General features: G+C 61.1%; 15 protein-coding genes. 9 read left to right on the forward strand and 6 right to left on the reverse strand.

What is annotated here, in order from left to right:
• The first annotated feature begins 73 nt into the window (after positions 1 to 73).
• A complete protein-coding gene (locus AC1RBR_RS19865) occupies positions 74 to 1063 on the forward strand; it encodes a 2-hydroxyacid dehydrogenase (RefSeq protein WP_492566238.1) in 990 nt (329 codons plus the stop codon).
• Positions 1064 to 1075: 12 nt separating this feature from the next.
• Here the strand turns inward: AC1RBR_RS19865 and AC1RBR_RS19870 are convergent, their stop codons facing one another.
• The gene (locus AC1RBR_RS19870; RefSeq protein ID WP_095137159.1) at positions 1076 to 1516 is read right to left on the reverse strand and encodes a hypothetical protein; all 441 of its coding nucleotides are present in this window, start codon (positions 1514 to 1516) and stop codon (positions 1076 to 1078) included.
• 133 nt (positions 1517 to 1649) lie between these two features.
• Between AC1RBR_RS19870 and AC1RBR_RS19875 the strand changes: the two genes are divergently transcribed.
• Both AC1RBR_RS19875 and AC1RBR_RS19880 read left to right on the forward strand, forming a co-directional pair.
• Positions 1650 to 2084 (forward strand): hypothetical protein, encoded by a 435-nt coding sequence (locus AC1RBR_RS19875; protein ID WP_096796795.1) that lies wholly within the window; start codon positions 1650 to 1652, stop codon positions 2082 to 2084.
• Positions 2084 to 2488 (forward strand): META domain-containing protein, encoded by a 405-nt coding sequence (locus AC1RBR_RS19880; protein WP_492566241.1) that lies wholly within the window; start codon positions 2084 to 2086, stop codon positions 2486 to 2488. Before AC1RBR_RS19875 ends, AC1RBR_RS19880 begins: the two co-directional genes overlap by 1 nt.
• Before the next feature lie 253 nt (positions 2489 to 2741).
• Here AC1RBR_RS19880 and AC1RBR_RS19885 read toward each other — a convergent pair whose 3' ends face one another.
• Positions 2742 to 3209 (reverse strand): TlpA disulfide reductase family protein, encoded by a 468-nt coding sequence (locus AC1RBR_RS19885; RefSeq protein WP_492566243.1) that lies wholly within the window; start codon positions 3207 to 3209, stop codon positions 2742 to 2744.
• A gap of 114 nt (positions 3210 to 3323) precedes the next feature.
• On the opposite strand from AC1RBR_RS19885, the gene arsC reads away from it, so the two are divergent.
• Genes arsC through AC1RBR_RS19900 form a run of 3 tightly spaced genes read left to right on the forward strand, consistent with a single transcriptional unit; the run spans position 3324 to position 4698 of the window.
• A complete protein-coding gene (arsC, locus tag AC1RBR_RS19890) occupies positions 3324 to 3677 on the forward strand; it encodes an arsenate reductase (glutaredoxin) (protein ID WP_253151918.1) in 354 nt (117 codons plus the stop codon).
• Positions 3674 to 4270, forward strand: coding sequence for an NAD(P)H:quinone oxidoreductase (wrbA, locus tag AC1RBR_RS19895; protein WP_492566245.1), 597 nt, complete (start codon positions 3674 to 3676; stop codon positions 4268 to 4270). The genes arsC and wrbA overlap by 4 nt, the downstream gene beginning before the upstream one ends.
• 2 nt (positions 4271 to 4272) lie before the next feature.
• Positions 4273 to 4698 carry a DUF2069 domain-containing protein gene (locus AC1RBR_RS19900; protein ID WP_095137155.1) on the forward strand — a complete coding sequence of 142 codons (426 nt, stop codon included), beginning with the start codon at positions 4273 to 4275 and terminating at the stop codon, positions 4696 to 4698.
• A 113-nt stretch (positions 4699 to 4811) separates the two neighbouring features.
• Here AC1RBR_RS19900 and AC1RBR_RS19905 read toward each other — a convergent pair whose 3' ends face one another.
• Positions 4812 to 5486, reverse strand: a complete 675-nt coding sequence (locus tag AC1RBR_RS19905; protein WP_115984165.1) for a DNA-3-methyladenine glycosylase I — start codon at positions 5484 to 5486, stop codon at positions 4812 to 4814.
• A 132-nt stretch (positions 5487 to 5618) separates the two neighbouring features.
• Positions 5619 to 6443, reverse strand: coding sequence for a tRNA 2-thiocytidine(32) synthetase TtcA (gene ttcA, locus AC1RBR_RS19910; protein WP_007968702.1), 825 nt, complete (start codon positions 6441 to 6443; stop codon positions 5619 to 5621).
• 443 nt (positions 6444 to 6886) lie between these two features.
• Here ttcA and AC1RBR_RS19915 point away from each other — a divergent pair, with 443 nt between their 5' ends.
• Together AC1RBR_RS19915 and AC1RBR_RS19920 are read left to right on the forward strand one after the other, a co-directional pair.
• Complete coding sequence (locus AC1RBR_RS19915; RefSeq protein ID WP_016773629.1) at positions 6887 to 7489, forward strand: Yip1 family protein; 603 nt, start codon at positions 6887 to 6889, stop codon at positions 7487 to 7489.
• A 148-nt stretch (positions 7490 to 7637) separates the two neighbouring features.
• Positions 7638 to 8132 (forward strand): SprT family zinc-dependent metalloprotease, encoded by a 495-nt coding sequence (locus AC1RBR_RS19920; protein WP_041067555.1) that lies wholly within the window; start codon positions 7638 to 7640, stop codon positions 8130 to 8132.
• Positions 8133 to 8243: 111 nt separating this feature from the next.
• Here AC1RBR_RS19920 and AC1RBR_RS19925 read toward each other — a convergent pair whose 3' ends face one another.
• Complete coding sequence (locus tag AC1RBR_RS19925; protein WP_492566248.1) at positions 8244 to 9425, reverse strand: CaiB/BaiF CoA transferase family protein; 1182 nt, start codon at positions 9423 to 9425, stop codon at positions 8244 to 8246.
• A gap of 256 nt (positions 9426 to 9681) precedes the next feature.
• Positions 9682 to 11016 carry a dicarboxylate/amino acid:cation symporter gene (locus AC1RBR_RS19930; RefSeq protein WP_481395587.1) on the reverse strand — a complete coding sequence of 445 codons (1335 nt, stop codon included), beginning with the start codon at positions 11014 to 11016 and terminating at the stop codon, positions 9682 to 9684.
• 352 nt (positions 11017 to 11368) lie between these two features.
• Here AC1RBR_RS19930 and AC1RBR_RS19935 point away from each other — a divergent pair, with 352 nt between their 5' ends.
• Complete coding sequence (locus tag AC1RBR_RS19935) at positions 11369 to 12367, forward strand: AraC family transcriptional regulator (RefSeq protein ID WP_166497749.1); 999 nt, start codon at positions 11369 to 11371, stop codon at positions 12365 to 12367.
• Positions 12368 to 12379: the final 12 nt, after the last annotated feature.

Consider the following 12379-nt stretch of genomic DNA (forward strand, 5'->3'; position numbering starts at 1 on the left):
GCCGCGTTCGCTGGCCCACGCTAAAGTGAGGTCGGGTCAACCCTGACTCGCCACCCCGTTCCAGGAGGAATTCATGCGCACGCTCGTTTTCAGCAGCCAGACCTACGACCGCGACAGTTTCCTCGCCGCCGCCTGCCCGGCCGGGCTGGAACTGTATTTTCAGCCGGCCCGGCTCAGTCTCGACACCGCCGCCCTGGCCGAACAGCATGAGGTGGTTTGCGCCTTCATCAATGACGACCTCAGTGCGCCGGTGCTGGAGCGCCTTGCCGCCGGCGGTACGCGACTGATCGCCCTGCGCTCGGCGGGCTACAACCATGTCGATCTGCTCGCGGCAAAACGCCTCGGGCTGGCCGTGGTGCGGGTACCGGCCTACTCGCCGCATGCGGTGGCCGAACACGCCGTGGCGCTGATTCTGGCACTCAACCGACGCCTGCACCGCGCCTACAACCGCACCCGCGAAGGTGATTTCACCCTGCACGGCCTGACGGGTTTCGATCTGGTGGGCAAGACGGTCGGGATTGTCGGCACCGGGCAGATCGGCGCGACGTTCGCGAAAATCATGCACGGTTTCGGTTGCCAATTGCTGGCCTACGACCCGTACCCAAACCCTGAGGTCGTGGCGCTGGGCGCACGTTACCTGAGCCTGCCGGAGCTGCTCGCGCAGTCGCGGATCATCAGCCTGCACTGCCCGCTCAACGCCCAGAGCAAACACTTGATCAACCGCGAATCACTGGCGCACCTGCAACCGGGGGCGATGCTGATCAACACCGGACGCGGCGGCCTGGTCGACACACCGGCGCTGATCGACGCCCTGAAGGACGGTCAATTGGGCTATCTGGGACTGGATGTGTATGAAGAAGAGGCGCAGCTGTTTTTCGAGGATCGCAGCGATTTGCCGTTGCAGGACGACGTGCTGGCGCGGCTGCTGACCTTCCCGAACGTGATCATCACCGCGCATCAGGCGTTTCTGACCCATGAGGCGCTGGGCGCGATTGCCGCGACCACCCTGCACAACATCGCGACCTGGGCCGCAGGCGCGCCGCAGAACCAGGTCGAAGGTTGAAGGCTTGCCGGTTTACTTCGGCGACAGCGACGAGGCCAGGATCAGCAACGCCAGCCAGCCAAAACCGAAAAAGCGCTGCTTCATCGAATGACCGTTACGCAGCAGAAACCAGACGAAGACCATCGGCAGCAGGAACACCATGATCTTCAACCAGCCTTCCACCGGCCGCGAACCGTCGGCGTTGGGCTGAAGTTGAGGTGCGGGTTCCGGTTGCCGACGGCGACGACCGACCGCCGCCGGTGAAACGCGCGGCGCGGGCTCAGGGGCTGCTGGCGGGATAAACGCCTCGGGCACGGATTTGTTGCGCGGCAGGCTGCCAAATGAAATCGTCGCGGCGGCGGCTTGCGCCGGTGTGTGCTCGTGCTGCTGCGCCATCGGAGCACCACAATGAATGCACGCCTTGGCTTCCGAGCTGATGCTCCGCTTGCATTCATAACATTCGATCAGCGCCATGTTCCGTTCCCTCAGAGTGAAGGGCGGCAGTTTGCCATGAGCGCCGGAGGATTTGAACCGGATCGAAGGTCGCACGCGTACGCCATCCTGCAATCCAGCCCGTGCTAGCATGTCGCGCAGATTTGGAGGACCCATGGTCGAACACGATTTCCGCTACACCCTGATGAACCCGCAACACACCCTCACCGAATGCCGCGCCCTCGTACCGGGACGCTATCAGGTCACCGGCAACGGTGGCTCGATCCGCAACGGTGACGTCCTGTTGGTCACCCTCAAAGGCAGCAAGGACTTGTCCATGCGCCTGACCGTCGACACCGTGCGCCACCTGATCAATCCGCCGGGCCAATGGACCGCGATGACCACCGGCCCGGTATTCGGCGAACTGGCGATCCACACCTGGCAGGTCAACTGCGACAGCTGCGCCAAAGAGCTGAACTTCGAGTTCGCCGTGGACGCCAAGCTGGGCAAGACCGCCGAGAAACCGGCTGCCACGGCGCGCATCGCCGAGCTGGGCTGGAAAACCGTCGGCGACAAGCACCTGTGCCCGAAATGCCAGGAGCCTGCGTGATGAAACGCCTTGCCCTACCGCTGCTGGTCGGTGCCGCTCTGGTGGGCTGCGCCGCAGAGCCTGTGCAATTGCAGCAGAACCGCAGCTACATTCTGGAGTGGATCGGCGAGCGGCCATTGATGGATTACAGCCATCTGACCGTGACCCTCGGTGACGATGGCCGCGCGTACGGCAATGGCGGCTGCAACCACTGGTTCGCGCCGTACACCCTCAACGGTGACAAGCTGAGCTTCGGCCCGATCGGCAAGACCCGCAAACTCTGCGCGCCGGCGCTGATGGAGCAGGAACAACGCTTCCTGCAGGCGCTGCAAGGCGTGGAACGCTGGGACATCTCGCCGATCGAGCAGATGCGCTTCTGGCCGGCGCAAGGCAAGCCGTTGCGCTGGTGGCTGGAAGAGGGCTGATCGTTCAGCCGCAAAAAAGATCGCAGCCTGCGGCATCTCCTACAGGTGTACACATGACCTTGTAGGAGCTGCCGCAGGCTGCGATCTTTTTTCTGAACGCCAGTTACTGTGGCGAGGGAGCTTGCTCCCGCTCGGCTGCGCAGCAGTCGCACAACCGTTAACCGCGCATTGCCGCAGACACGAGTCAGCAGGGTTTGGGGCCGCTTCGCACCCCAGCGGGAGCAAGCTCCCTCGCCACAAAAGCCCATTCAACTCACTTTGTCGCCTTCAACGCCTCAAGCTTGGCCATCACCCCCGCCGCCGTCTGCTCGCCCATCAACTGCTCACGCACCTTGCCCTTGTTGTCGATGATGTAAGTCACCGGCAAGGCCTCACTGCGCGGCAGGTCGAACAGATCCGCCGGATCCTGCGCCAGCACGGTGAACTTGATGCCCAGCTTCTCGCTGGCGCTCTTCAGGTCTTCACCCTGGACGTTGTCGAAGTTGACCCCGAACACGCCGATGTTCTTGCTCTTGAGTTCGTCAGCCAAATGATTGAGCTCAGGAATTTCCGTGCGGCACGGGCCACACCATTCGGCCCAGTAATTGATGACTACCCATTGTTTGTCCAGACGCTCGGACGCGACCTTCTGACCATTCTGGTCAATGCCGTAGTCGTTGCCGCAGCCCCCCAGCATCAACGCCCCGATTATCGTCAATGCCGCTGCCAATCGCCGTGTCATGTCATGTTCCCTGGTCAAAAATTGAAGGCGCCTGCGACCCATCGCCTCTGAAGGTTCTGGATTGCGCGCTGCACAGTTAGAATAGCCGCCACTTTACGCCAGAAGCGACCCGCCATGACCGATCTGACGCTTTATCACAATCCGCGCTGCTCGAAATCCCGCGGCGCGCTGGAACTTCTTGAGGCCCGCGGCCTGACCCCGAACGTGGTGCGTTACCTCGAAACGCCGCTGAATGCGGTACAAATCAAGGCACTGCTCGGCAAGCTCGGCATCACTCCACGGCAACTGCTGCGTACCGGAGAAGATGAATACAAAATGCTTCAGCTGGCTGACGAAAGCCTCAGCGACGCGCAATTGATCGACGCCATCGCCCAGCATCCAAAACTGATGGAACGGCCAATTCTTGAAGTCGGCGACAAAGCCGTTATCGGCCGCCCGCCGGAGCAGATTCTGGAGTTGCTGCCGTGAGCGCGCCGTACATTCTGGTTCTGTATTACAGCCGCAATGGTTCGACCAACGAGATGGCCCGGCAGATTGCCCGCGGCGTCGAACAGGCCGGCCTCGAAGCGCGCCTGCGTACCGTGCCGGCAATCTCCACCGAGTGTGAAGCAGTGGCCCCGGACATCCCGGAAGAAGGCGCGCTCTACGCTACCCTCGATGACCTGAAGAACTGCGCCGGCCTCGCCCTTGGCAGCCCGACGCGTTTCGGCAACATGGCCGCGCCGCTCAAGTATTTCCTAGACGGCACCAGCAACCTGTGGCTGACCGGCGCGCTGGTCGGCAAACCGGCCGGCGTGTTCACCTCCACTGCCAGCCTGCACGGCGGTCAGGAAACCACCCTGCTGTCGATGATGCTGCCGCTGTTGCACCACGGCATGCTGATCACCGGCCTGCCGTACAGCGAGTCGGCACTGCTGGAAACCCAGGGCGGCGGCACGCCGTATGGCGCCAGTCATCACGCCGGGGCCGATGGCAAGAAAGGTCTCGATCAGCACGAGATGGCACTGTGTCGCGCACTCGGCGCACGCCTGGCCATGACTGCGCAAAAACTGGAGGGCTGAGGGTGGCGAAGAAGCCGAAAGTCCTGCCCTCCGTCGAGTGGCTCGAACCCCGCGTCAAGGCGATGCGGGTCATCAGCCTGTTGTGCTTCTTCGGCCTCGCCGGGCTGCTCGCCGCTTACTACCTGCTGTTCGCCGACCTGCACGGCGCCCGACCGTGGGTGATCCTGCTGGTCGAGCTGATCCCGTGGCTGATCCTCGCGCCGGGGATGCTGATGGGCAACGCGCGTGCGCACTCGTGGATGTGCTTTGTGGTGAATCTGTATTTCATCAAGGGCGCACTGGCAGCGTATGACCCGAACCGGCAACTGTTTGGCGTGCTGGAGATGGCCGCGAGCCTGGCGCTGTTCTGCTCGGCGCTGCTGTATGTGCGGTGGCGGTATCAGTTGAATCGTAAGCTGGCGGGCGAAGGCGAGATTTCCGTCGCCTGAGCTGACGCCTTCGCGAGCAAGCTCGCTCCCACAGTTTTTGTGTCGATCACAGAATTGTGTTTCAACAAGAATCCTGTGGGAGCGGGCTTGCTCGCGAATGGAGCGCTGCGGTCTTAATGATTGACGGTGTACGCCAGCATCATCGAAATCTGGCTCATCGGCCGCCCGCCACTTTGCTCATGCCACTGGTTGAACGCATTCTGCACAATCGCCAGATCGCGCAGACTGGTCGGCACCTTGTCGACGATCTTCTGCGCATTCAGCGCGGCGACCACGTCATAGCTCGGCACGAAGGTGTCCTTGCCGACCATGCGCAGGAAGCGCGGCGCCGACAGCCCGCCCAACTGACTCCCATGCTTTTTCAGGTAGGTCCACAGACCGACGATATCGGTCACTGGCCAGTCGGCGATCAGCGCGCCGAAACTGCCCTTGTCCTTTTCCACATCGAGGATGAACTGCGCATTGCGCGGCACGCTCTTGAGCTTGCCCAGGTGGCGGATGATCCGCGCGTCCTGCATCAGGCGTTCGAGGTGTTCGGCGCTCATCAGCACGACTTTTTCCGGGTCGAACTTGAAGAACACTTCTTCGAAGGCCGGCCACTTGGCGTCCACCAGGCTGTGCTTGAGACCAGCGCGAAACACGCGCAGGGCCATGGTCGAGAGGTAACGATCGTCGCTGATCTTGCGCAGTTGTGCGGGAGTCTTAGGAACGGGCAGATGGGCTTCCAGTTCAGCCGCCGAACCGAAGCGGTTCAGACAGTATTCGTGCAGCCACTTGTAATCGCGCATGCCCTCTCCTATTGAATGAAACGAAAAACCAATGTGGGAGCGGGCTTGCTCGCGAAGACTGAGTGTCAGTCGATTCATGTATCGACTGATACACCGCCTTCGCGAGCAAGCCCGCTCCCACAGGGACAGTGTTTACAGATTGACGACGTTAACGAAGCGCGAAGCCGCGGTCTCGTCGATCTTCAGGCTGGTGAAGTCGAACAGGTTGCGGTCGGCCAGTTGCGACGGCACCACGTTCTGCAGACTGCGGAAGATGCTTTCAGTTCGACCTGGAGTCTTGCGCTCCCAGTCCTGAAGCATTTCCTTGACCACCTGACGCTGCAGGTTTTCCTGCGAACCGCAGAGGTTGCACGGGATGATCGGGAACTCCTTGAAGTCCGAGTAGGCCTGGATGTCTTTCTCGTTGCAGTAGGCCAGCGGACGGATCACCACGTTGCGCCCGTCGTCGGCGCGCAGCTTTGGCGGCATCGCCTTGAGGGTGCCGTTGAAGAACATGTTGAGGAAGAACGTCTCGACGATGTCGTCACGGTGGTGACCGAGAGCCATTTTGGTCGCGCCGATTTCGTCGGCAAAGGTGTACAGCGTGCCGCGACGCAGGCGTGAGCACAGCGAGCAAGTGGTCTTGCCTTCCGGCACCAGCTCCTTGACCACCGAATAGGTGTCCTTCTCGACGATGTGGTACTCGACGCCCAGTTCTTTCAGGTAGGCCGGCAATACGTGCTCGGGGAAGCCCGGCTGCTTCTGATCCATGTTCACCGCGACGATCTCGAACTTGATCGGTGCAACCTTCTGCAGGTGCAGCAGCACGTCGAGCATGGTGTAGCTGTCCTTGCCCCCGGACAGGCAGACCATGACCTTGTCGCCGTCTTCGATCATGTTGAAATCGGCGACCGCTTCGCCGGCCAGGCGGCGCAGGCGCTTTTGCAGTTTGTTCTGGTTGACCGTAAGAGTGCCCATGACGCGAAATCCGTGAGGTGTGACGAAAGGCGGGCATTTTACGCAAAAACCCGGGGAGCGCGAAGGGCCGTGGGTCTGTCCCTTTCAACCGATCCACTGTGGCGAGGGAGCTTGCTCCCGCTGGGGTGTGAAGCGCCCCCAAACCTGCAGCCGCTATTTTCCTGACGCACCGAACCGCAGGGATTGGCGACTGCTGCGCAGCCGAGCGGGAGCAAGCTCCCTCGCCACAGAGATGATCCGGCCTCAAATGCGCAAGACCCTGCCGCGATTACGCCCCGTGTTTACAGCGCAATTTGCTCTAAGCCCCCAGTCCCTGTGCGGTTAAGTCCTTTCTATACTGCGACATAAGGTCGCACACATCTGAAGACCTGAATTTGCTCGGCCACCTTGGCCCGTAGGCGCTCCGCTGGGGGGCGATGGCAATAACAAGAGGAGTGACTGGCATGATCCATCACGTAGTGGGACTTTTTACCCACCCCGATCAGGAATGGAAGGAAATCCGTGGCGACCAAGAGGAAAGCATCAGCCACATGTACCTGACGCACACGCTGATTCTGGCGGCGATTCCGGCCGTTTCGGCGTTTATCGGCACCACGCAAGTCGGCTGGGTGATCGGCAACCGCGCACCGGTGATGCTGACCTTTGAAAGCGCACTGTGGATGACCATCATGTCGTACCTGGCGATGCTCGGCGGGGTCGCGGTGATGGGCGCCTTCGTGCACTGGATGGCCCGCACTTATGACGCCAACCCGAGTCTGGCCCGTTGTGTGGCATTCGCCACCTACACCGCGACACCGTTGTTCGTCGGCGGGCTGGCGGCGCTGTATCCGCACATGTGGCTGGGGATGATCGTCGGCACGGCGGCCATCTGTTACACGGTGTACCTGCTGTATGTCGGGCTGCCGACGTTCATGAACATTCCGTCGGACGAAGGCTTCCTGTTTTCCAGCTCGGTGCTGGCGGTGGGTCTGGTGGTGCTGGTGGCCATCATGGCGTTCACCGTGATTGTCTGGGGCCTCGGCGTGGGGCCGGTGTATACCAACTGACATGTTTCACCCCCGAGAAAAACAAGATCTGCCAATACAGGCCGCCGCAAGGCGGCCTTCTCGTTTGGCGGATGACCATTCGGCAGGTCAGCGATTCGCAAGTCAGGAACGTTGCGGCATACTCGACGCCTCTGGAGATCCATCAAGCATGCCCGAGCAACTCAATACCCGCGTCGAAGACTGTTACCAACTCGCTGAAGCCTTTTTCAAACGTCATTTCCAACGCCCGGTCGTCAGCCTCAAGCTGCGCGGGCAAAAAGCCGGTGTCGCGCATCTGCACGAGAACCTGCTGCGCTTCAACCCGCAGCTGTACCGGGAAAACACCGAACACTTCCTCAAGCAGACCGTGGCCCACGAAGTCGCGCACCTGATCGCCCATCAACTGTTCGGCGACCGCATCCAGCCGCATGGCGAGGAGTGGCAACTGATCATGCGCGGGGTTTACGAGCTGCCGCCGGATCGTTGCCACACCTATGCCGTCAAACGCCGCAGCGTGACCCGCTATATCTACAAATGCCCGTGCGCCGACAGTGATTTTCCGTTTTCGGCGCAGCGTCATAGCCTGGTGCGCCAAGGGCGACGGTACTTGTGCCGGCGCTGCCGCAATACTTTGGTGTTCAGTGGTGAGATGCGGGTGGAATAGCCGGTTTTTGTGTTGCCTCCACTGGCCCCATCGCGAGCAGGCTCACTCCTACAGGTGAAACGCATTTCAATTGTAGGAGTGAGCCTGCTCGCGAAGAGGCCGGTACAGGCACTAAAGAATCACCTTGGCCGCACGCAATTGAGCAATCCGCTCAGCATCAAACCCCAACTCCCCCAACACCTGCTCCGTATGCTGCCCCAACCCCGCCCCTACATGTCGCGGCGCCGGCAGCGCCTCGGAAAACTTCAGCGGACAGGCAATCTGCGCCTGACTGGAACCGTCGTCGCGCGGCACCTGGGTCACCAGCCCGCGCGCCTGCAACTGCGGATGCTGCACCGCCTCGCTCAGGTTCAAGACCGGTTCGACACAGGCATCGACCCCGGCGAACAGCTCGCACAGCTCGGTGAAATCATGCTTCTCGAACTCGATTTTCAGCGCTTCCTTCAAGGCGCGCTGCTGTTCAGGCCTGGGTGACAAGCCCTGCGCCGCCAACTCCGACCGGCCCAACACCTGACACAGTTGCTGCATGAACCCCGGCTCCAGACTGCCCACCGACAACCAGCGCCCGTCGCGCGAACGGTAGTAGTCATAAAAGCTGCCGCCATTGAGCATCTGCTCTTCCCAATGCGGTTCCTCGCCACAGGCCAGATACCCGGCGCCAGCCATGGCGTTCAGGCTGAAGGCGCAATCGGTCATGCTCACGTCCAGATGCGTGCCCTGCCCGGTCTGCTGCCGGGCGATGACCGCCGCCAGCAGGCCGATCACCCCGTGCAACGATCCGCCCGCCACATCCGCCACCTGCATGCCCAGCGGCAACGGCCCGCTGTCGGCGCGACCGGTATAGCTGGAGAGCCCGGCCAGTGCCAGATAGTTGATGTCATGCCCGGCGCGATCCTTGTAAGGCCCAGTCTGGCCGTAGCCGGTGATCGACACGTAAATCAGCTTCGGATTGATCGCCTTCAGCGCCTCGTACCCCAGGCCCAGACGCTCCATCACACCGGGGCGAAACTGTTCCAGAACGATGTCGTAGTCGCCCAGCAACTGCCTGACCACCTCCAGCGCTTCCGGCTGTTTGAGATCCAGTGCCAGACTGCGCTTGTTGCGATTGAGGTAAGCGTGGCTGGCCGACACACCTTGATCGTGCGGCGGCAACACCCGCAGCAGGTCCATGCGCGTTGGCGATTCGATACGTAGCACTTCGGCGCCCATGTCCGCCAGCAGCAGCGAGGCGAACGGCCCTGGCAACAAGGTAGAGAAATCGAGAATCTTCAGTGAGGCCAGCGGTGCGGACATGGGCGATCTCCTTGGGCGATGCACTCAGCCTAGGCAGCGATGCCGCGCACGGCAATCACCGGATACATCAGCGGCAGTGACCGTAAAGCTCAAATCGCCGGCAATAAAAAACCTGCCGAAGCAGGTTTTTCAGAGCACCTGTGGCGAGGGAGCTTGCTCCCGCTGGGTCGCGAAGCGGCCCCCTCTTCAAAGAAGGGCCTGCTGCGCAGTCCAGCGGGAGCAAGCTCCCTCGCCACAAGGTATTACCAAATTGCAGTTACTTCACATTGCTCGGGGTTGGGCCTTCAGCCACACCCAGGTCATCTTCTTCACGCTCATCGGAGATACCGCGACCGCCAGAAGCCAGCTCGGATTGCAGCACGTCGGTGTCCAGCTCTTTCACCCACTTGGCAACCACGATGGTCGCGACGGCGTTGCCGACCAGGTTGGTCAGGGCGCGGGCTTCGGACATGAAGCGATCGATACCGAGGATCAGCGCCAGACCGGCCACCGGCAGGTGACCTACGGCCGACAGGGTGGCCGCCAGCACGATGAAGCCCGAACCAGTGACGCCGGCCGCGCCCTTGGAGGACAGCAGCAGCACCAGCAGCAGCGTGATCTGGTGAGTGATGTCCATGTGGGTGTCGGTCGCCTGAGCGATAAACACAGCCGCCATGGTCAGGTAGATCGAAGTACCGTCAAGGTTGAACGAGTAACCGGTCGGGATCACCAGACCCACAACGGATTTCTTCGCGCCCAGACGCTCCATCTTGATCAGCATGCGTGGCAGTGCCGATTCCGACGAGGACGTGCCCAGTACGATCAACAGCTCTTCACGGATGTAACGCACCAGTTTAAACACGCTGAAACCGTGAGCACGGCAGATCGCACCCAGCACCACCACCACGAACAGCACGCAGGTGATGTAGAAGCAGATCATCAACTGGCCCAGTTGCACCAGCGAGCCAACGCCGTAGGCACCGATGGTGAAGGCCATCGCGCCGAAAGCACCCAGCGGCGCCAGTTTCATGATCATGTTGATGATGTTGAACATCACGTGGGCGAAGCGATCGATCATGTCCAGCAGCGGACGACCGTACGAACCCAGGCGATGCAGGGCGTAGCCGAAGATCACCGAGAACATCAGCACTTGCAGGATGTCACCGGTGGCGAACGCGCCGACGATGGTGTTCGGAATTACATTGAGAAGGAAACCGACAATGCTCTGGTCTTTACTGGCCGTCACATACGTGGCGATTTTCGAGGCGTCCAGGGTGGTGACGTCGATGTGCATGCCGGCGCCCGGTTGCACAACGTTGACCACGATCAGACCGATCAGCAGGGCAATGGTGGAAACGATTTCGAAGTACAGCAGCGCGTAGCCGCCAGTCTTGCCCACCGATTTCATGTTCTGCATGCCGGCGATACCGCTGACAACGGTACAGAAAATGATCGGGGCGATGACCATTTTGATCAGTTTGATGAACCCGTCACCCAGTGGCTTGAGGGCCACACCGGTCTGTGGGTAGAAGTGACCGAGCAGGATGCCGATGGCGATGGCAACGATCACCTGGAAGTACAGGGATTTGTAGAGTGGCTGACGAGTCGTCATTGCAAATTTCCTCAAGAGTCCCACGGGGCAACATCCATCTGTTGTCCGCAAAACCTTAAATTGCGAACCCTCCTGCACTGGAGGGATTTGTTGTTGGAACGGCGCTTTTCCTGGTGGATAAACGCACGCTTCTATCGCTCTTATCGCAAACGCCGTGCCACTTTGGTGCAAATGGCTGCAAGCCTTTTGATATCAGGGAATGCGCAGTATTTTTTGTCACTGCCCGGTGACGCCAGTGTGGCGGATTTCCGCCAACTCGGCGGATCTCGTCCTACAATTTGGCGGAAATCCGCCTTGTTGCCTTGCGCATGCCCCGGCTACCATCCGGCGCCTGAGGAAGGATCTGCCGCTTATGCGCGAACGTACCATCGCCAGTCATTTCGCCCGTGCCGCCCTCGGCGGCGCACGCCGTTCGGGGTTCGACTATGCGCCGCTGCTGCAGCAACTGGGAATCAGCCCGGAGTTGCTCGATGAGCCACGGGCGCGCATCGCCCCGGAGCAATTCACCCAACTGATCCAGAGTCTGTGGCTGGCGCTGGATGACGAATACCTGGGCTTTGGCAACGCGCCGAGCAAACCCGGCAGTTTCGCGATGATGTGCCACGCGCTGATCCACTGCCGCAATCTGGAGAAGGCGCTGCAACGCGGTTTATTGTTTTATAGCCTATTCCCCGAAGCCCCGCGCCTGAGCCTGAGTCGCGAAGATGAATGGGTGCGCCTGAGCCTTGATGACTCGCAGTTATGGGACCCGGATCACTTTCTCAGCGAGAGCTTGCTGGTGATCTGGCATCGTCTCGGCAGTTGGCTGATCGGCCAGCGGATTCGTCTGGAGCAGGCCACCTTCAGTTACTCGAAACCGGCGCACGGTGCCGAATACGACCTGCTGTTCCCCTGCCCGCTGGTGTTTTGCGCCGAGCAGAGCAGCCTGCTGTTTCACAGCCGCTATCTGTCGATGCCGCTGTTGCAGGACGAACGCACCCTCAAGCACTTTCTCGAACGCTCGCCCGCCGACCTGCTGTCACGGCCGGACGACGGCGACAGCCTCAGCAGCCGCCTGCGCCGCTTGCTCAGCCGCGACAGCGCGCACTGGCCGGACCTGGAAGCGGTGGCCGCGCACCTGCACATCAGCCCACAAACCCTGCGTCGGCATTTGCGCGAAGAAGGCACCAGTTTTCAGGAATTGAAGGATCAGTTGCGCCGCGACATCGCGATTTATCACCTGGGACGGGCGGATCTGTCGTTGCAGCAGATTGCCGAGCAACTGGGGTTTTCCGAACCGTCGGCGTTTCACCGGGCGTTCAAGAAATGGACCGGGCTGACACCGGGGGCGTATCGGGCGCAGGAGCAGTAAGACCTGCGGTGA

The organism is Pseudomonas sp. GW823-FHT01D03, assembly GCF_058798255.1.

Bases quoted from the DNA above. Each gene is read 5' to 3' on its own strand.
- AC1RBR_RS19875 (WP_096796795.1), top strand. From the start codon at position 1,650: ATGGTCGAACACGATTTCCGCTACACCCTGATGAACCCGCAACACACC.
- AC1RBR_RS19935 (WP_166497749.1), top strand. From the start codon at position 11,369: ATGCGCGAACGTACCATCGCCAGTCATTTCGCCCGTGCCGCCCTCGGC.
- AC1RBR_RS19905 (WP_115984165.1), bottom strand. From the start codon at position 5,486: ATGCGCGATTACAAGTGGCTGCACGAATACTGTCTGAACCGCTTCGGT.
- AC1RBR_RS19930 (WP_481395587.1), bottom strand. From the start codon at position 11,016: ATGACGACTCGTCAGCCACTCTACAAATCCCTGTACTTCCAGGTGATC.
- AC1RBR_RS19915 (WP_016773629.1), top strand. From the start codon at position 6,887: ATGATCCATCACGTAGTGGGACTTTTTACCCACCCCGATCAGGAATGG.
- AC1RBR_RS19925 (WP_492566248.1), bottom strand. From the start codon at position 9,425: ATGTCCGCACCGCTGGCCTCACTGAAGATTCTCGATTTCTCTACCTTG.
- AC1RBR_RS19920 (WP_041067555.1), top strand. From the start codon at position 7,638: ATGCCCGAGCAACTCAATACCCGCGTCGAAGACTGTTACCAACTCGCT.
- AC1RBR_RS19880 (WP_492566241.1), top strand. From the start codon at position 2,084: ATGAAACGCCTTGCCCTACCGCTGCTGGTCGGTGCCGCTCTGGTGGGC.
- ttcA (WP_007968702.1), bottom strand. From the start codon at position 6,443: ATGGGCACTCTTACGGTCAACCAGAACAAACTGCAAAAGCGCCTGCGC.
- arsC (WP_253151918.1), top strand. From the start codon at position 3,324: ATGACCGATCTGACGCTTTATCACAATCCGCGCTGCTCGAAATCCCGC.
- AC1RBR_RS19885 (WP_492566243.1), bottom strand. From the start codon at position 3,209: ATGACACGGCGATTGGCAGCGGCATTGACGATAATCGGGGCGTTGATG.
- AC1RBR_RS19870 (WP_095137159.1), bottom strand. From the start codon at position 1,516: ATGGCGCTGATCGAATGTTATGAATGCAAGCGGAGCATCAGCTCGGAA.
- AC1RBR_RS19865 (WP_492566238.1), top strand. From the start codon at position 74: ATGCGCACGCTCGTTTTCAGCAGCCAGACCTACGACCGCGACAGTTTC.